This is a genomic window from Lysobacter sp. cf310 (assembly GCF_900114355.1).
Lineage (GTDB): Bacteria > Pseudomonadota > Gammaproteobacteria > Xanthomonadales > Xanthomonadaceae > Lysobacter.
Map to the genome: position 1 here is coordinate 70,558 of NZ_FOSS01000007.1, position 16,654 is coordinate 87,211.

Below are 16,654 nucleotides of genomic sequence, written 5' to 3' on the forward strand. Positions count from 1 at the left end.
GAACCGCATGAACGCACCTCACGGCGAGTACGTCCCCAATCACCTGGTCTGGGCGATCCTGTCCACCCTGTTCTGCTGCCTGCCGCTGGGCGTGGTCTCGATCGTGTATGCCGCGCAGGTCGACGGCAAACGCGCCGCGGGCGACATCGCCGGCGCGCGCGCGGCCTCGCGCAGCGCGGTCAATTGGGCGATCGCGTCGGTGGTCGCGCTGCCGGTCGCGATCGTGCTGTGGTTCGTGTTGTTCGGCGGACTCGCCGTGCTCGGCGCCGCGCTCGGGCAGTGAGCCGACGCTCGCGTGACGGCCGCCCGTCGGGCGATCAGCTGACGAAGCCGGCGATCACGAACAGCGCCAGCACCGCCAGCCACACCAGCAGGCTGCGCCAGACCAGGCTCATGGCATCGCGCAATTCGGGCAGCTCCGCGCTGACCAGGTTCGCGCCGCCGTTGTCTTCGGCATAGTCGGCGGCCTCTTCGGCCAGCTCGATCTTCACGCTCGCGCGCGCGACCGCGCCCAGGAAGCGGTTGTCCAGGCTCAGCGCGGCGCCGCCGGATTCGCGCCAGGCGCCCAGCACGGTGTCGAAATTGCCGACCAGGGCCATCGCCAGGGTCAGCAGCTGCGCCACCGGCCACTCCAGGATCGCCAACAGCGTGCGCGCGCCCGCGGCGGTTTCGCCGGGCAGCTCCTGCGCACCTTCGCCCTCGGCCGCCAATTCGGTCAGCCGGTACAGCACCGCGCCGAACGCGCCCAGCACCAGGAACCAGAACAGCACGCCGAACCAGCGCCGCAGCGCATTGCGGAACACCGCCTCGACCAGCGAGCCGCCGTCCAGCGAGGGCGTCGCGCCCGCCGGCCACAGCCGCGACGCGGCTTCGCGGCGCGAGGCCGCGTCCGGCGCGGCGACGATCGCGTCCACGTCCAGATCCAGATCGCGCGGGCCCCACACGTAGAACAGCACGGCGATCCCGAACACCAGCCCGGCCAGCCCGTACAGCGGTTCGTCCAGCGCAAGCTGGAACAGGCCCACCGCAAGCAGCGGCGGCAGCAGCGCCAGCGCGATGCCCCAGCGGCCGCGCCAGATGCTGTCCTCGGGGAAACGCGTGCCCAGCCAGCGCAGCCAGTCCGCGTACCAGCCGTAATGCCGCACCGAGGCCGCCAGCGACTGCGCGAGGTGGCCGAGCACGAGCGCGACGACGGCGGCGATCAGCGTTTCTGACATTGCGACCCGGCTCCCGGCGTTGCGTATCGGTTGAATGCGTGGGCGGCGCGCCTGGCGCTTGCCGCCGTCATGGCCGAACCGGCCATGGCCCCGATTCTACCGTGGCTCAACGCGCCGCACGTGCCTCGGCGGCCGCCAGCCACCGATCGATCAGCCAGCGCGAGATCGAAATGCTGGGCGAGAGCAGCGGGCCCTCGTCGCCTTCGCGCGGCGGGCGCTCGCCGCGGGCCTGGGCCTCGCGGACTTCCTGCGTGCTGAACCAGCGCGCTTCTTCCAATTCGTCGCCGACCTGCGGCTCGTCCGGGCCGGCCTCGGCGAAGAAGCCCAGCATCAGCGCGCCCGGGAACGGCCAGGGCTGCGAGCCTTGGTAGCTGCAGCGCAGCACGCGCACGCCGGCCTCTTCGAACACTTCGCGCGCGACCGTCTGCTCCAGCGATTCGCCGGGCTCGACGAAGCCGGCCAGCACCGAGTAACGGCGCGCCGGCCAGCCGGTCTGGCGCCCCAGCAGCAGGCGCTCGCCGTCGCTGACGGCGACGATCACCGCCGGATCGGTACGCGGATAGTGCTCGGCGCCGCATTGCGTGCAGCGGCCTTGCCAGCCGCCGCGCGAGAACCCGACTTCGCCGCCGCAGACGCCGCAGTGGCGGTTGCGCGTGCGCCAATGCTGCAGCGCGCGCGCCTGCGCGAACACGCTGGCGTGCAGCGCCGGCCAATGCGCGGCGGCGCCGCGCAGATCGACCCGACGCGGCGCCTCGAACGCGGCCAGCGCCGACTCAAGCGCGAACCAGCCGCCGCCGTCGGGCGCCAGGCCCAGGAACACGGCCGCGCCGACCCCGCCCGGACCGGCGCTGAGTTCGGCGCCACTGGGCGCGAGCAAGCGGCCTTCGTCGTCGGCCAGAGCCTGGCCGGATTCGTCCAGCAGGATCACGCGCGCCTGCGGCCACAGCGCGGTCAGCGCCTCGGGCTGGTCGCGCAGATGATCGGCGCGGTCCAGGGCCGCGCGCACGGCGGCATCGCTGCCGGCTTCGACGAAGGCGTAGGGCGCGCGCTCGGGTTGGTCGGCGGTATCGCTCACACCGCGAACGAAGAACCGCAGCCGCAGGTGGTCTTGGCGTTCGGATTGCGGATCACGAACTGCGCACCGTGCAGGCTTTCGGTGTAGTCGACCACCGCGCCCATCAGGTATTGCAGGCTCAACGGATCCACCAGCAGGGTCACGCCGTCGGTCTGCACGGCGAGGTCGTCCTCGCCCTGCTGCTCGTCGAACTCGAAGCCGTACTGGAAGCCCGAGCAGCCGCCACCCTGGATATAGACGCGCAGCTTGAGCGCGGCATTGCCTTCTTCCGCGATCAACTCGCGGACTTTGGTCGCCGCCGAGGCGGTGAAATCCAGCGGGCGCTCCAGCGACTGGTAGTCCGGCGCCGTGGGCAGGGCAGTGATCGTTTCCATCCCGTCAGGATGGGGCGCGAAGGGCCCGCATTCAAGCTCGCGGATCGAACGCTGCGGTTGATGGGTGGGGTGTAGCGGCGTTGCGGGCTTCGATTGAGGCCTTACGACACCGGCCGCGGTCGCCCTTCCAAACCGTCACGCCCACGAAAGCGGGCATCCAGTGACGTTGGCCGGGTCTCCGGGGGGCGATGCAGCGACAGTCGGGCCGCTATGAACGCACGGCGCTACGCTGTTGCTGGTGATTCCCGCGGGGCCGGGAATGACGAGCAACCGCGTCGAGGTCCGAGGGGATTTCGCAAAAAACGCGTAGCCGCCCCTACTCCGCCGCCGTCGCCCCGCTCCCCTCGCGCGTCGCCTCGGCCCAGGTGAAGGACTGCTCCACCGCCGCGCCGCTCTGCGGGGTCAGGCGCACGATCACCCGCACCGGGGTCACGCCCGCGGGCAGGAACAGGTCGCCTTCGATCTGCTGGAAGTACTTGAACGAATAGGCCAGGCCCGGCGCATTGGGCTGCTGGCGCAGATCGTCCCAGGCCAGCTTCTGCAGCTTGCCGCCGCGGCTGCCTTCCAGGGCCACCGTCAGGCGGCCGGCGCTGACCGCGCCGCGGTTGAGGTTCTGGGTCAGGGTGCTGGTGAAATGCCAGGCCCCGCCGTTCTGGGCCTGCACCCGCAGCGCGTGCACGGCCAGGCCGCGGCGTTGCGCGGTGGAACCGACCAGGCGTTCGTAGAAGGCGACGTCGGCGCGCAGGCCGGCGATTTCCTCGTCGCGCTCGGACAGCGTGCCCTGGAGGTCGCGGTTGGCCTCGCGGCTGATCTGGTCGGAGCGGCTGAGCGTGGTCACGCGCTGGCGCAGCTGCTCGAGTTCGGCGTGCTGGGCGCGCGCGTCGCGGGCCGCTTCGGGGCCGGCCGGAGCCGGCGGCGGAGCGGGCGACCAGGCCCGCCACAGGCCCCAGCCGCCGAACGCGAGCACGCCGGCCATGGCCACGCCGGCGGCGTAGCGCCAGTGCCTGGGCGCGTTCTGGGGACTGCGCGGTTCGGATTCGGCCATGCCCCATTAATAGGGCGCGGCGCGGGCCGGCGCAATCTCCCGTCAGTCGACCAGGGCGTGCGCGGTCACCGGGGCTTCAGCGCCCGCGCGCGGGGCACCGGCGGTGTCGGAATGGATCAGGCGGCCGGTCAGCATCGAACCGGCGATCATCTCGACCACCTTGTAGTGGACGTTGCCCAGCACGCGCGCCTTGGCCGCCAGCTCGACGCGCTCGGCGGCGTAGACGTCGCCGGTGAGCTCGCCGTTGATGATCACCACCGGCGCATGCACCTCGCCCTCGATGCTGCCGTTCTCGGCCAGGGTCAGCACCGCCGGCTGGCCCGGTTCGGCCACGATCTTGCCGACGATGCGGCCCTCGATGTACAGGCCGCCGCTGAACTGCAGATCGCCGCGCATCACCACCTGCGGGCCGATCATGGTGTCGACCTGGCCGGCCGCGAGCTGGGTGGGTTTGTTCTTGAACATGCTTAGGTTTCCCCGGTGACGGTAGCGCCGCTGCGCCAGTCGAACGCCTGCTCCACCGAGGCGTCGTCGCCTCGCAGCGACACGCGTACGCGCTGCGGAGTGAAGCCGGCCGGCAGCATCACGCTGCCGTCGAGCTGCTGGAAGTAGCGGAAAGAATAGTCCTGCGCCGGCGCCGCCGGGCGTTGATGCAGCTCGGCCCAGCCGACCGTGGTCAGCTTGCCGTTGCGCACGCCCTCGACCGCGAACTCCAGCCGGCCGGCGCTGACCGCGCCGCGGTTGAGGTTCTGGGTCAGGACGATCAGATAACGCCAAGTGCCGCCGGCCTCGGGCGAGAACTGGGTCGAGTGCACGTTCAAGCCCTGCGGCTTGCCGGTGGAACCGACCAGGCGCTCGTAGAAGGCGACGTCGGCGCGCAGATCGGCGATCTCTTCCTCGCGATCAGCCAGCGCGCCCTGGATCTGCTTGTTGGCGACCCGGCTGATCTGATCGGAGCGCTGCAAGGTGGCCTCGCGCTGCTCCAGCTGGTCCAGACGGGCCTGGCGCTCGCGCAGGGTCGCGCGCACGGCGTCGAGCTCGGCGCTGACCTTGGGCAGTTGCGGTGCCGCGCGCCAGGTCGCCCAGGCCCAGGCGCCGGCCAGCGACGCCAGCCAAATCACCGCCACCACGGCCGCGATCAACGGCCGCCGGTCGGGTTGCTGCTGGACGATGACGAAACGGGGCGGTGGTGCCTTGGCCATGCGACGGAGCGGCGGGGGCCGCCGGGTGGTTCTATACTCGGCCGACAAGTCTAGCGGGGTTGCCGCCGTGTCCGATGCGCACCTGTTCGCAATTGGGGTAGTTCTTGCCTGGCTGGCCGGGGTCCGGGTCTACATGACCGTATTCGGGGTCGGCATCGCCGGTGCCCTGGGCTGGCTGGACCTGCCGCAGGCCCTGCAGGCGACCCAGTCGCCGTGGGTAATCGGCGTCTCCGGCGTGCTCGCCGCCACCGAATTCTTCGCCGACAAGATTCCCGGCGTGGACTCGGGCTGGGACCTGCTGCACACCCTGCTGCGGGTGCCGGTCGGCGCCTTCCTGGCCGCCGCCACCCTGTCCCCGGACGGCCAGCTCGGCGCCGGCGCCCTAGCCACCGGCGCCGGCGTGGCCCTGAGCAGCCACCTGCTCAAGGCCGGCTCGCGCGTGCTGCTCAACACCTCGCCCGAGCCGGTGACCAACTGGACCGCCTCGGTCGGCGAAGACCTGGCCGTGGTCGGCACCCTGGCCCTGGTGTTCGCCCACCCGTGGATCGCGCTGTCGCTGGTCGCCCTGATCAGCCTGGTCGTCGCCCTGCTGCTGTGGTGGGTCTGGCGCCTGATCTTCCGGCGCGCGCCCAAGGTCGCCCCGGTCGCGCAATAAAAAAAGCCACCGGCGTACCGGTGGCTTCGATGTCTGGCTGGCGACTAGGCGCGTAACGCGCTTCGATGGCTGGCTGGATCTTGTGGCCGCGCGCGAGGCGCGGCGGCTTACTCTTCGATCTTGGTCAGCAGGTAGTTCTGCTCGCCCAGGCGATCGATCAGCGCGAGCTGGGTCTCGATCCAGTCGATGTGTTCTTCCTCGGAGTCGAGGATGTCGGCGAACAGCTGGCGGCTGACGTAGTCGCCGACGGCTTCGGCGTGCTTGATGCCGTCGCGCAGCACCGGCAGCGCTTCCAGTTCCAACGCGAGATCGCAGTTGAGCAGCTCGCGCGGATTCTCGCCGATGCGCAGCTTGCCCAGGGCCTGGAAGTTCGGCAGGCCGTCGAGGAACAGGATGCGCTCCGACAATTTGTCGGCATGCTTCATCTCGTCGATCGACTCGTGGTACTCGTGATCGGCCAGTTCCTTCAGGCCCCAGTTCTTCAGCATCTTGGCGTGCAGGAAGTACTGGTTGATCGCGGTCAGCTCGTTATAGAGCGCCTTGTTGAGAAATTCGATGACCTTGGCGTCGCCCTTCATGGCCGTGCTCCGACTTTGCAATGGCGGCACTCTAGCCCTTTCGCGCGCAGCGTGACGGAACGCGAATCGAGTGCATTTCGCGTACGCCTAAGGGCGCAAAACATCGGGGGTTCGCGAACGCGCGGCGCGCTCGCGGGAGACGATCAGGCGGCCTGCTGCAATACCGGCAGCGGCAGATCGCGCAGCGCGCGGGCGCGCTCGAGCAATTCGGAAGCCATGTCCAGGCAGCTGCCGCAATTGGCGCCGGCGCCGGTACGCATGGTCAATTCGGGCACGCTGCGGCAACCGGCCTCGGCGGCCTGGAGGATGTCGCGTTCGGTGACTCCGTTGCAGATGCAGACGTACACGGTGGTGTTGGGCGGGCAGGCAGCCGGATCGGCTGCAGGTCCATTTCGCCAGGAATGAGAATGATTGTCAATTCGACGACGGGTCCTGGCCGCCACGGGCGTTCATCCCGGGTTGCCGGGCGCGCGGCCGCTGGCGGTTGCGTCCCGGTCCGCCCGCACGCGGGTCTAGCTGCGGGCGCGGGTCCGGGCCGGGCGCCGGCACCGCCTGGGCGCCGGCGATGCTGCGCGCGAACGGGGCCAGATGGCGCAAGGCGCTGGAATAGACCCCGCGCTTGAACACCACCACGTGCTCGACCGGGTACCAGAAGTCCACCCAGCGCCAGTGGTCGAACTCGGGCTTGTCGGTCAGGTCCAGGCGCAGGTCGGACTCCTGGCCGGTCAGGCGCAGCAGGAACCAGACCTGTTTCTGGCCGATGCAGACCAGGCGGTCGTTGCGCCGGATCGCGCGCTGCGGCAGGCGATAGCGCAGCCAGCCCGGGGTCGCGCCCAGCACTTCGACGTGCTGCGGCAGCAGGCCGGTCTCTTCGCGCAGCTCGCGGTACATCGCCTCGAGCGGCGTCTCGTCGGTGTTCATCCCGCCTTGCGGGAACTGCCAGCCGTCGCGATGCACGCGTCGGGCCCAGAACAGGCGGCCGTCCGGGTGCATCAGCACGATGCCGACATTAGGCCTGTAGCCGTCCGGATCGATCACGATGCGGACTCCAAATTCACTGCGACCGACTCTGCCACGGCCCCCGCCCGACGACAAGCCGGCCCGGGACGATTGACGGCACCCGCCCCGGCATGAATAATTCGCGGTTCCCCGTGGCTATGTAGCTCAGCCGGTTAGAGCACAGCACTCATAATGCTGGGGTCGGTGGTTCGAGTCCACCCATAGCCACCATCGTTTCAGGCGCCTGGCGCCGCAGTTCAAGCCCGCCGCCGGCGGGCTTTTTCGTATCCGCCGCCCTCCCACGCCCTCGCCAAAGGCTGGATCGCCGACCGCGACGGCTTGCCGCACAATGACGCCATGAACATCTACAAGGTCTTTACCCTGGAAGCCGCGCATCGGCTGCCGAATGTGCCGGAAGGCCATAAGTGCGCGCGCCTGCACGGGCATTCGTTCCGGGTCGAGGTGCACCTGGAAGGCGAGCTCGGCGAGCACAGCGGCTGGGTGATGGACTTCGGCGACGTCAAAAAGGCGTTCCAGCCGCTGTACGACCAGCTCGACCACCACTATCTCAACGACATCCCCGGCCTGGACAACCCGACCAGCGAACGCCTGGCGGTCTGGATCTGGGAGCGCCTGAAGCCGGCGCTGCCGCTGCTGAGCGAGATCGTGGTCCACGAGACCTGCACCTCCGGCTGCCGCTACCGCGGCTGAGCCCGTCCGGACGGCGGCGCCTGCCGCCGTTTCGTCATCGCCCGGTCATCGCGGCGGCCGATTCTGGGCCGCGCCGGACCGCCTTCGGCGATGTAAGCCTTTGATTGCAAAGACCGCATGAACGGTCCGCAACCGCTCGTCAGTTCGATGTTGCAACGCAACAAAACCCGGATTATGCTGCACCGCACAATCCGGGCATTCCCCCGGCCCGGACCATCCAAATCTCAGGAGCACGCCATGTACCAGCAGTTCAACGAGCAGTTCGCCGCCGCGACGCGTCAGTTCGCTGACACGGCCGCTCAGGTCAACCGTCTGACCCTCGACAACGCCGAGGCCGTGTTCGGCCTGCAGCTGGCCGCGATCGAAGACCGCGTCAACGCCACCTTCGCTTTCTTCGGCGAAGCCGCCGAAGCCCGCGACTTCGACAGCCTCAAGACCCTGTGGCCGAAGGCCGCGCAGGTCGCCCGCGAGAACGTCGAGCGCGCCGTCAGCACCGGCCAGGAAGTCTTCGGCCGCACCCTGAAGGCCAACGAAGCCATCGGCGAGCTGGCCAAGTCGCAGATCGAGTCGGCCGCCAAGACCACCCAGGCCAACGTCGAAAAGGCCGCCAAGGCCGCGACCAAGGTCGCCGCCAAGTAATTCGCAACGTCTCTCTCCTCGTCGTACCCCCGACGGACACGAAACCCGGTAGCGCCAGCTACCGGGTTTTTTGTTGGGCGCGGTTTAGGGATCGGGTTTAGCAGTAGCGATCCAAGGCATCGAAGACGCGACGCTGCGGTTCGCTTTCGGCTCATCGCACGCGATGACCGAGACCCACGGCGTCAGCGCTCCAGCAGCGCTCTTAAGCCACCGGATCCCCGCCTTCGCGGGGATGAAAGCAAAGGGATAACGTGGTTGCGGTTGCCGTTGCCGTTGCCGTTGCCGTTGCCGTTGCCGCGGCATTGAAGTCCAAAAGCACCGCACTCACACAGACAACCGTAGACCCGAAGGGCGGCGCGCAGGACGCGCGCCGTTTTTCGATAGGGCAAGGATGTCCTATCGAAAAATCCCGGCGCAACCACCGAACCCGCAGGGGAGGTTTGGTCCCGCTAGCCCTTCTCTTTGGTTACTTTCTCTTGGGCTAGCAAGAGAAAGTGACCCGCATGCGCAGCAGGCGGAAGCCTTTGACCTTCGGACCGAGCCGACGAAGCAACAGCAAAAGCAAATCCTCCCCAACCCTCCTTTTTCAAAGGAGGGAGCTAAGAGCGAAAGGCCAAACTCGCGTGCGCGTGCGAGCGAGTGCTAAAGACGGCGGCTCCCCGCCTTCGCGAGGATGACAAGTCAAAATATGCATAGCAGGCGGGAGCGTTTGATCAGAGCAGCGCGCCCCAAAGAAAAGCCCGCCGTTCGGCGGGCTCTTCGGTAACAGCGGATCCGGATCAGCCCGCGGGCTTGGCCGCCGGCGGCTCATCGTCGTGACGCACGATCTTCGGCGCCTCGTCCAGCTTGTCGCCAAGAATCCGGCGAACGACCACATAGAACACCGGAATCAACAGCACGCCCAGGAAGGTCGCGAACATCATGCCGCCGATCACGCCCGTGCCGATCGCGTGACGCGAGTTCGCGCCCGCGCCCGACGAAATCGCCAGCGGGATCACACCCATGATGAAAGCGAAGGACGTCATCAGGATCGGGCGGAAACGCAGCTTGCAGGCCTCGATGGTCGCCTCGCGCAGCGTCTTTCCGGCCTGACGCTGCTCGATCGCGAACTCCACGATCAGGATCGCGTTCTTCGCCGCCAGGCCGATCACCGTGATCAGACCGATCTTGAAGTAGATGTCGTTGGGCAGACCGCGCAGCAACGAGAACACCACCGCACCGAGCACGCCCAGCGGCACCACCAGCAACACCGCCACCGGCACCGACCAGCTCTCGTACAACGCCGCCAAGCAGAGGAACACCACCAGGATCGACAGCGCCATCAACATCGGCGCCTGATTGCCCGACAGGATTTCCTGATAGGACTGACCGGTCCAGTCGTAACCGAAGCCCTCCGGCAGATCGTTGTCGACGATCGCCTGCATCGCGTTCATGGCCTCGCCCGAACTGTGCCCCGGCGCCTGCGAACCCACGATCTCGACCGCCGAATAACCGTTGTAACGGGTCAGCGACGGCGAGGCCATGATCCACTTGCTGTGGACCACGTTGGTCAGCGGGATCATCGCGTTGGTGGTGCTGTCGGCCGCGCTGCCGTCGACGTTGGTCGCCGCCGACGGGTTGGGCGTGTAGAACCGGGCCAAGGCTTCCGGACCGGTGCGGTACTGCGCATCGGCCTGCATGGTCACGCGCTTGATGCGGCCGTTGTCGACGAAGTCGTTGACGTACACCGGCGCCAGCATCAGCTGGATCGAGCTGTAGATGTCGTTCACCGACAGGCCCATCGCCTGCGCCTGCACGCGATCGACGTCGAGCTTGAGCTGCGGCGAATCTTCCTGCGTGTTCGGACGCACGCCGACCAGCGCCTGGTTCTTGCCGGCGTTGCCGAGCAGGATGTTGCGGGCCTCGGTCAGCGCCTCGCGGCCCTTGCCGCCGCGGTCCTGCAGGTACATGTCGAAACCGCCGAACGAACCCAGGCCGCTGACGGTGGGCAGGTTGATCACGAAGATCTGGGCGTCGCGGATGCCGCTCAGGGTGCCGTAGGTGGTCTGGATGAAGGTGCTTGCGTCGACCTTGCGCTCGTCCCAGGGCTTCAGGCGGATGAAGGCCATGCCCATGTTCTCGCCCTGGCCGACGAAGCTGAAGCCGGCCACTTCCATCATGCCGTCGTAGCCTTCCTGCTTCTCCAGGGCCTTGCGCATGTCGTCGAACACGGCCTGGGTGCGGCGCATGGTCGCGCCCGGCGGCAACTGCACCAGTGCCAGCGCGTAGCCCTGGTCTTCTTCCGGCAGGAAGCTGCCCGGCAGCTTGGTGAACAGGAAGCCGCACAGCACCGCCAGCGCCACGAACACCGCCATCCAGCGCGGCGCGTGCTTGACCGCGCTGCCGATGTGACCGACGTAGGTATTGGCGACCTTGTTGTAGACCGTGTTGAAGCCGCGGAACACGAAGTTCGATTTGTGATGTTCGGTGGGCTTGAGCATGGTCGCGCACAGCGCCGGGGTGAAGCCCAGGGCGAGGAACGCGGAGAAGCCCATCGCCATGGCGATGGTGATGGCGAACTGCTTGTAGATCTCGCCGGCCGAACCGCCCTGGAAGGCGCTGGGGATGAACACCGCCGCCAGCACCACCGTGATCGCGATGACCGCGCCGCTGATCTGGCTCATCGCCTTGATCGTGGCCTGGCGGGCGTTGAGCCCCTCCTCGGTCATGATGCGTTCGACGTTCTCGATCACCACGATCGCGTCGTCGACCACGATGCCGATCGCCAGCACCATGCCGAACAGGCTGAGCTGGTTGATGGTGAACCCGAGGATGTACATGCCCAGGAAGGTGCCCATCAAGGCGATCGGGATCACCAGGGTCGGGATCAGGGTGGCGCGGAAGTTCTGCAGGAAGATCAGCATCACCAGGAACACCAGCGCGATCGCCTCGAGCAGGGTCTTGACGACCTCCTCCACCGAGATCCGCACGAAGGTCGAGGTGTCGTAGGGCGAGAACCACTTCACGCCCTGCGGGAAACTGGTCTGCAGCTCGTCCATGCGCTTGCGCACCGCCTCGGCCACGCCCAGGGCGTTGGCGCCGGGGCTGAGCAGCACGGCGAAGGCGCCGGTCGGGGCGCCGTTCCAGCGCGCCTCGAAGCCGTAGGACTGCGCACCGATCTTGATCCGCGCGACGTCCTTCAGGCGCACCGTGGTGCCGTCGGCGTTGGCGCGCAGGATGATGTTGCCGAATTCCTCGGGCGTGCTGAAACGGCCTTCGGCCGAGACCGTGGCGGTGTAGGCCTGTTCCTTCGGCGAGGGCTCGGCGCCGATCGAACCGGCGGCGAACTGCACGTTCTGGCCGCGCACCGAGTTCAGCACCTGGGTGGCCGAGAGGCCGTAACCCTGCAGCTGCTCGGGGTTGAGCCAGATGTTCATGGCGTATTCGCTGCCGAACTGCTGGGTGCTGCCCACGCCGGGCACGCGCGCGATCTGGTCGAGCACGCGCGAGCCGATCATGTCGCTGAGCGCGTTGGTGTCCACGCCCGGATTTTCCGAGCGCAGCGCGACCACCATCAGGAAGTTCGAGTTCGACTTGGCCACCACCACGCCCTGCCGGGTCACTTCCTCCGGCAGTCGCGGCGTCGCCAGGGCGACCTTGTTCTGCACCTGGACCTGGGCGATGTCGGGATCGGTGCCCGGCGCGAAGGTCAGGGTGATCGAGGAGCCGCCCGAGGCGCTGGACGAGGAGCTGAAGTAATCGAGGTTGTCGATACCGGTCAGCTGCTGCTCGATCACCTGGGTGACCGCGCCTTCGGCGGTCTCGGCGCTGGCGCCCGGGTAGCTGGCCGAGATGCCCACCTGCGGCGGCGCGATGTTGGGATAGGACTCGACGCCGAGATTGAAGATCGCGAGCACGCCGCCCAGCGTGATCAGGATCGCGATGACCCAGGCGAAGACCGGGTGATTGATGAAGAATCTGGACATGGCGTTCGCTCAGTCCTTTATTTGGCGGCCGGCGCGGCGGCTTCGGGCTTGCCCTTGGCGCCCTCGGGCTGCCACGGCGTGGCCTTGGCCGCCTCGCCCGGAACGGCGCGCTGGATGCCGGAGACCACGACCTGATCGCCCGCGGCCAGGCCGCTGCTGATCACCCAGTTGCCGCCCTGGCTGCGGTCGGCGGTCACGCCCTTGCGCGCGACCTTGCCGTCGGCGCCCACCACCAGCACATAGGAACCGCCGGCGTCGCGCTGCAGCGCGGCCTGCGGCACCAGGAAGGCGTTGGCCTGGTTGCCCAGGGTGGCCTTCAGGGTCACGTAGGTGCCGGGCAGCAGGGTCTTGTCCGGGTTCGGGATGCGCGCGCGCAGCGCGATCGCGCCGGTGGCCGGATCGACCACGTCGCCGGAGAAATCCATCACGCCGGGACGCTGGTAGACCGTGCCGTCGGGCAGCACCACCTGGACCTGGGTTTCGCCCTGGGTCTGGCCGGCCTGGGCGCGGCGGATCTGCTCGAGCTCGGACACGCTGAGCGAGAAGTTCACGTACAGCTGATCGATCTGATCGACGGTGGTCAGCAGGGTCGCGGTGCCCTGCCCGACCAGCGCGCCCTCGGTGACCTGCTGCTTGCCGGCGCGGCCGTTGATCGGCGAGCGCACGGTGGCGTAACCCAGGTTGATGCGCGCGTTGGCCAGCGCGGCCTCGGCCTGCTTCACCGCGGCCGAGCCACTGCGTTCGGCGGCCAGCGCGTTGTCGAGATCGGAGCGCGAAATGAACTTCTCCGGCGCCAGCCGGCGCGCGCGATCGGCGGCGGCGCGCGCGTTGGCGTAGTTGGCTTCGGCCGAGGCCAGCGAGGCCTGGGCCTGGCCGACTTCGGCCTGCATCTGCGAGGGATCGATCTGGAACAGCACCTGACCTTCGCTGACGTCGCTGCCCTCGGCGTAGACGCGGCGCTGCAGCACGCCCGGCACGCGCGCGCGCACGTCGGCGCTGCGGTAGGCGGCCAGGCGGCCGACCAGATCCTTCTGCAGCGGCACGTTCGCCGGCTGCGCCTTGATCACGCCCAGTTCCGGCGGCGGCGGCGCGCCGCCGGCTTGTTCGTCGCCTCCACCTCCGCAAGCGGAAAGTGCGAGGGCCAACGCGAAGGCCAGGGCCGCGCAGCGCGGGATCATGATCATGGGAAAGACTCCGGTTCCATCGTTGTCTGAGCGCGATCGCTCGGTGGTTGTTTCTAATTCCTATACTGAAAAGTCTAACATTCTGATACTTGGCCCCACCCCCCATAAGTCACGGGGCCAGCGCCGCTAAACCACGCTGAGCAAGTGCGAGAAACGGCTGGCGTCGGGTTCGGGCGCGTACGGCAGGCGGCCCCAGCAGGGCGCCGGCAGGCGCTCACGCAGTAAACGGAAATTGTCATCGCGTCGGTCCATATGAGGGTCCATCTCATTGCCGATCCAGCCGACCAGACGCAGGCCGTCGGCCTCGATCGCACGCGCAGTCAGGCGCGCATGGTTGATGCAGCCTAGCCGCATTCCGACCACCAACACCACCGCCGCATCCAGTTCGCGCGCCAGTTCGGCCTGATCCAGGGTCGCCGACAGCGGCGCCGCCCAGCCGCCCACGCCTTCGACCACCACCACCTCGGCCTGCGCGGCCAGGCGCGCGTGCGCGGCCAGCAGGGTGGGCAGCGCGATCTCGACGCCGTCGTCGGCCGCGGCCAGTTCCGGCGCCAGCGGAGCGCGCAAGGCATAGGGGTTGATGTCGGCATACGCGGGCGTGGGCGAACTGGCGGCCTGCAACAGCAGCGCGTCCTCGTTGCGCAGCCCCTGCGGCGTGAGCTCGCAGCCGCTGGCGACCGGCTTCATGCCGACCGCGCGCAGCCCCTGCGCGCGCAGCGCGTGCAGCAGCGTGGCGCTGGCCACCGACTTGCCAATGCCGGTGTCGGTGCCGGTGACGAAGTAGCTGCGCGCGCTCAAGCGGCGGCGGCCTTCGATTGATGGGCCAGCCAGCGCCGATTGCGACGCACCGCATAGGCCGGCATGACCGCGCCCAGTCCCGCATACACCCACACCGGCAGCGCCGCGATCAGGCCCGGTGCGTTCTCGCCCGGCCAGGCCAGTGCCAGGCCGCTCAGCAGCAGGCTCAGCACCGCGGTGCCGGTGAGGATCCAGTGCAGGCCGATCTCGGTGCCGGTCTCGTAGCGCTCGGCCGCGGTCAGACCCAGCTTGTCGGCGCGTCGCAGCGCGTGCCGGTTGAGCTCGCACACGATCCACGACAGCAGACCGAAGCCCACCGCATAGACCATGAAAGCGGTCTGCAGGTCGGCGTTCCAATGCGCGGGATCGATGCCCAGCTCGCTCTTGACCCAGCCGCCGGTGAACATCGACATCGCGCTGGAGACCACCATGCGCAGCGGATAGACGTAGATCATCACCACCAGCACCAGCGCCAGGCTGAGCACGTTGGAGCGTCCGTCGTCGAGCCCGTAGCGCCGGCTCCAACGGTTGTGCGCGCCCCAGAACAGCGCGAGCAGCACGAAGCAGAACACGAAGGTCGGCACCCGCCGCAGCGCTTCGCGCAGTTCGGCGACGGTGTCGGGCAGTTCGTTGAACAGGATCACCAGCATCGTCAGCGAGAACGCGAACGCGGCGTCGACGAAACTTTCCAGCCGCGTCACCTGGTGGCCGCGTTCGCGGAAGGCGGGCATGGTCGAGCCTGACTCGGTCATCGGCATCCTCGGCGGCGGTCTTGGGGGGGCGGGGTCCGGCCATGGTAATGCCCGGGCGTGCCGCTGCTACACTCGCGGTATGTTCGCCGCCAACCCCCTGTCCGGCAGCAAGCCGGAACAATACGACCTGCTCCTGGCCCAGGCACGCGCCCTGATCGAGGGCGAGCGCGACCGTGTCGCCAACGCCGCCAACCTGTCGGCGCTGGTCTATCACGCCCTGCCGGACCTCAACTGGGTCGGCTTCTACTTCTACGACGGCCGCGAGTTGGTGGTCGGACCGTTCCAGGGCCTGCCGGCCTGCATCCGCATTCCGCTCGACAAGGGCGTGTGCGGCGCGGCGGCCTCCAGCGGCCAGACGCAGCGCATCGCCGACGTGCACCGCTTCCCGGGGCACATCGCCTGCGATTCGGCGTCGAACTCCGAACTGGTGGTGCCTTTGTCCTTGAACGGCGAGTTGATCGGCGTGTTCGATCTCGACAGCCCCAAGCTCGACCGCTTCGACGCCGACGACCAGCGCGGCCTGGAAGCGATCGCCCAGGCCTTCGTGGAGTCGCTGCGATGACCGCGGCCAAGCTGCGCAACATCGGCCCCAAGAGCGCGGCCTGGCTGCGCCAGGTCGGCCTGCGCTCGCACGAGGACATCGCCGCGATCGGCACGGTCGAGGCATTCATGCGGGTCAAGCGCGCGGGCTTCAAACCCACGCTCAACCTGCTGTACGCGATCGAAGGCGCGCTGCTGGACTGCCATTGGCAGGAGATCCCCGACCAGCGCCGCAACGAACTGATCGCCGCCGCCGAGGCCGCCACCGCCCTGCTGCCCGCGCCGCGCAACCGCCCGGCCGCCGGCCCGGTGCGCACCACCGTGCTGACCGAGGACACGGTGGCGATGCCGCCGTCCTACGACGACGGCTTCGACGACGAGCCCGCGGGCGAAGGCCGCGACGAGGCCGAAGAGCGGGAGTAAGGCGGCCCTGCGTTTCCCTTTGCGGCGCGGATTGGCGGCGCTTGGCTACGCTCCCAACCTGGCTTTCCCCGCTCCCAACCGCGGGAGCCGGTGCCCCGCTCGGCGGGCTGAGGACAGGCTGCGGGCCGGATGAAGCGCCGGGTGAAGTTGGAGCTGCGCGCTCTGCGCCGGGCCCTCACCCCAACCCCTCTCCCGCGAGCGGGAGAGGGGCTCACAACGCCGGTTCTTGATCTTCCCCTGCCCGCTTGCGGGTGAGGTTCTTGATCTGCCCTTCTCCCGCTTGCCGGAGAAAGTGCCCGCAGGGCGGATGAGGGCGCGCGGCGGGGTTCAAGCAACGCGCTCGCGCCGGGCCCTCACCCCAAGCCCTCTCCCGCGAGCGGGAGAGGGGCTCGCAACGCTAGTTTTTGATCTTCCCCTGCTTGCTTGCGGGAGAGGTTCTTGATCTGCCCTTCTCCCGCTTGCGGGAGAAGGTGCCCGCAGGGCGGATGAGGGCGCGC

17 protein-coding genes, 1 tRNA gene and 2 pseudogenes are annotated in these 16,654 nt (G+C 68.5%); 7 read left to right on the top strand and 13 right to left on the bottom strand.

From position 1 onward, the window contains the following. Nucleotides 1–7: 7 nt before the first annotated feature. On the top strand, nucleotides 8–283 hold the full coding sequence (locus BMZ45_RS20090) for a CD225/dispanin family protein (RefSeq protein ID WP_091638303.1): 276 nt from the start codon (nucleotides 8–10) through the stop codon (nucleotides 281–283). A gap of 34 nt (nucleotides 284–317) precedes the next feature. On the opposite strand, the gene BMZ45_RS20095 is transcribed toward BMZ45_RS20090, so the two are convergent. The 6 genes and pseudogenes from BMZ45_RS20095 to BMZ45_RS20120 form a co-directional block, all read right to left on the bottom strand. After that, entirely contained in the window at nucleotides 318–1,217 is a 900-nt protein-coding gene (locus BMZ45_RS20095; RefSeq protein ID WP_091638304.1) for a hypothetical protein, read from the bottom strand. Between the two features lie 106 nt (nucleotides 1,218–1,323). Next, nucleotides 1,324–2,223, bottom strand: coding sequence for an NAD(+) diphosphatase (nudC, locus tag BMZ45_RS20100; RefSeq protein WP_091638342.1), 900 nt, complete (start codon nucleotides 2,221–2,223; stop codon nucleotides 1,324–1,326). A gap of 65 nt (nucleotides 2,224–2,288) precedes the next feature. After that, a complete protein-coding gene (gene erpA, locus BMZ45_RS20105) occupies nucleotides 2,289–2,666 on the bottom strand; it encodes an iron-sulfur cluster insertion protein ErpA (RefSeq protein ID WP_056180404.1) in 378 nt (125 codons plus the stop codon). A gap of 316 nt (nucleotides 2,667–2,982) precedes the next feature. Beyond that, complete coding sequence (locus tag BMZ45_RS20110) at nucleotides 2,983–3,711, bottom strand: DUF6776 family protein (RefSeq protein ID WP_254776709.1); 729 nt, start codon at nucleotides 3,709–3,711, stop codon at nucleotides 2,983–2,985. A 93-nt stretch (nucleotides 3,712–3,804) separates the two neighbouring features. Continuing rightward, a pseudogene (locus BMZ45_RS20115) lies at nucleotides 3,805–4,176 on the bottom strand (polymer-forming cytoskeletal protein); the annotation flags it as partial. A gap of 2 nt (nucleotides 4,177–4,178) precedes the next feature. Next, a complete protein-coding gene (locus tag BMZ45_RS20120) occupies nucleotides 4,179–4,913 on the bottom strand; it encodes a DUF6776 family protein (RefSeq protein ID WP_175489177.1) in 735 nt (244 codons plus the stop codon). A 67-nt stretch (nucleotides 4,914–4,980) separates the two neighbouring features. Here BMZ45_RS20120 and BMZ45_RS20125 point away from each other — a divergent pair, with 67 nt between their 5' ends. After that, nucleotides 4,981–5,568, top strand: a complete 588-nt coding sequence (locus BMZ45_RS20125; RefSeq protein WP_091638306.1) for a DUF4126 domain-containing protein — start codon at nucleotides 4,981–4,983, stop codon at nucleotides 5,566–5,568. A gap of 107 nt (nucleotides 5,569–5,675) precedes the next feature. Here BMZ45_RS20125 and bfr read toward each other — a convergent pair whose 3' ends face one another. The 3 genes and pseudogenes from bfr to BMZ45_RS20140 all read right to left on the bottom strand — a co-directional run. After that, the gene (gene bfr, locus BMZ45_RS20130) at nucleotides 5,676–6,146 is read right to left on the bottom strand and encodes a bacterioferritin (protein ID WP_056180419.1); all 471 of its coding nucleotides are present in this window, start codon (nucleotides 6,144–6,146) and stop codon (nucleotides 5,676–5,678) included. A gap of 143 nt (nucleotides 6,147–6,289) precedes the next feature. Then, a complete protein-coding gene (locus BMZ45_RS20135) occupies nucleotides 6,290–6,493 on the bottom strand; it encodes a (2Fe-2S)-binding protein (protein WP_056180423.1) in 204 nt (67 codons plus the stop codon). Between the two features lie 211 nt (nucleotides 6,494–6,704). Continuing rightward, nucleotides 6,705–7,184, bottom strand: a pseudogene (locus BMZ45_RS20140) (RNA pyrophosphohydrolase); the annotation flags it as partial. Between the two features lie 115 nt (nucleotides 7,185–7,299). Here BMZ45_RS20140 and BMZ45_RS20145 point away from each other — a divergent pair. The 3 genes from BMZ45_RS20145 (at nucleotide 7,300) to BMZ45_RS20155 (ending at nucleotide 8,495) form a co-directional block, all read left to right on the top strand. Then, nucleotides 7,300–7,376 (top strand) — tRNA-Met (locus BMZ45_RS20145). Nucleotides 7,377–7,502: 126 nt separating this feature from the next. Further along, on the top strand, nucleotides 7,503–7,856 hold the full coding sequence (gene queD / locus BMZ45_RS20150) for a 6-carboxytetrahydropterin synthase QueD (protein ID WP_091638308.1): 354 nt from the start codon (nucleotides 7,503–7,505) through the stop codon (nucleotides 7,854–7,856). Between the two features lie 237 nt (nucleotides 7,857–8,093). Next, nucleotides 8,094–8,495 carry a phasin family protein gene (locus BMZ45_RS20155; RefSeq protein ID WP_091638309.1) on the top strand — a complete coding sequence of 134 codons (402 nt, stop codon included), beginning with the start codon at nucleotides 8,094–8,096 and terminating at the stop codon, nucleotides 8,493–8,495. A 779-nt stretch (nucleotides 8,496–9,274) separates the two neighbouring features. On the opposite strand, the gene BMZ45_RS20160 is transcribed toward BMZ45_RS20155, so the two are convergent. The 4 genes from BMZ45_RS20160 to BMZ45_RS20175 form a co-directional block, all read right to left on the bottom strand. Continuing rightward, nucleotides 9,275–12,460, bottom strand: coding sequence for a multidrug efflux RND transporter permease subunit (locus BMZ45_RS20160; protein WP_091638310.1), 3,186 nt, complete (start codon nucleotides 12,458–12,460; stop codon nucleotides 9,275–9,277). Between the two features lie 17 nt (nucleotides 12,461–12,477). Further along, complete coding sequence (locus BMZ45_RS20165; protein ID WP_091638311.1) at nucleotides 12,478–13,644, bottom strand: efflux RND transporter periplasmic adaptor subunit; 1,167 nt, start codon at nucleotides 13,642–13,644, stop codon at nucleotides 12,478–12,480. A gap of 126 nt (nucleotides 13,645–13,770) precedes the next feature. Further along, nucleotides 13,771–14,442, bottom strand: coding sequence for a dethiobiotin synthase (gene bioD / locus BMZ45_RS20170; RefSeq protein WP_091638312.1), 672 nt, complete (start codon nucleotides 14,440–14,442; stop codon nucleotides 13,771–13,773). Continuing rightward, a complete protein-coding gene (locus BMZ45_RS20175; protein ID WP_175489178.1) occupies nucleotides 14,439–15,194 on the bottom strand; it encodes a TMEM175 family protein in 756 nt (251 codons plus the stop codon). The genes bioD and BMZ45_RS20175 overlap by 4 nt, the downstream gene beginning before the upstream one ends. A gap of 79 nt (nucleotides 15,195–15,273) precedes the next feature. On the opposite strand from BMZ45_RS20175, the gene BMZ45_RS20180 reads away from it, so the two are divergent. Further along, a complete protein-coding gene (locus tag BMZ45_RS20180) occupies nucleotides 15,274–15,756 on the top strand; it encodes a GAF domain-containing protein (RefSeq protein WP_056180443.1) in 483 nt (160 codons plus the stop codon). Continuing rightward, nucleotides 15,753–16,157 carry a TfoX/Sxy family protein gene (locus BMZ45_RS22215; protein WP_056180446.1) on the top strand — a complete coding sequence of 135 codons (405 nt, stop codon included), beginning with the start codon at nucleotides 15,753–15,755 and terminating at the stop codon, nucleotides 16,155–16,157. The genes BMZ45_RS20180 and BMZ45_RS22215 overlap by 4 nt, the downstream gene beginning before the upstream one ends. Nucleotides 16,158–16,654: the final 497 nt, after the last annotated feature.

Coding starts and splice junctions, on each gene's coding strand:
- BMZ45_RS20090 (WP_091638303.1), top strand. CDS start 8: ATGAACGCACCTCACGGCGAGTACGTCCCCAATCACCTGGTCTGGGCG.
- BMZ45_RS20095 (WP_091638304.1), bottom strand. CDS start 1,217: ATGTCAGAAACGCTGATCGCCGCCGTCGTCGCGCTCGTGCTCGGCCAC.
- erpA (WP_056180404.1), bottom strand. CDS start 2,666: ATGGAAACGATCACTGCCCTGCCCACGGCGCCGGACTACCAGTCGCTG.
- BMZ45_RS20110 (WP_254776709.1), bottom strand. CDS start 3,711: ATGGCCGAATCCGAACCGCGCAGTCCCCAGAACGCGCCCAGGCACTGG.
- BMZ45_RS20120 (WP_175489177.1), bottom strand. CDS start 4,913: ATGGCCAAGGCACCACCGCCCCGTTTCGTCATCGTCCAGCAGCAACCC.
- bfr (WP_056180419.1), bottom strand. CDS start 6,146: ATGAAGGGCGACGCCAAGGTCATCGAATTTCTCAACAAGGCGCTCTAT.
- queD (WP_091638308.1), top strand. CDS start 7,503: ATGAACATCTACAAGGTCTTTACCCTGGAAGCCGCGCATCGGCTGCCG.
- BMZ45_RS20155 (WP_091638309.1), top strand. CDS start 8,094: ATGTACCAGCAGTTCAACGAGCAGTTCGCCGCCGCGACGCGTCAGTTC.
- BMZ45_RS20160 (WP_091638310.1), bottom strand. CDS start 12,460: ATGTCCAGATTCTTCATCAATCACCCGGTCTTCGCCTGGGTCATCGCG.
- BMZ45_RS20165 (WP_091638311.1), bottom strand. CDS start 13,644: ATGATCATGATCCCGCGCTGCGCGGCCCTGGCCTTCGCGTTGGCCCTC.
- BMZ45_RS20175 (WP_175489178.1), bottom strand. CDS start 15,194: ATGACCGAGTCAGGCTCGACCATGCCCGCCTTCCGCGAACGCGGCCAC.
- BMZ45_RS20180 (WP_056180443.1), top strand. CDS start 15,274: ATGTTCGCCGCCAACCCCCTGTCCGGCAGCAAGCCGGAACAATACGAC.
- BMZ45_RS22215 (WP_056180446.1), top strand. CDS start 15,753: ATGACCGCGGCCAAGCTGCGCAACATCGGCCCCAAGAGCGCGGCCTGG.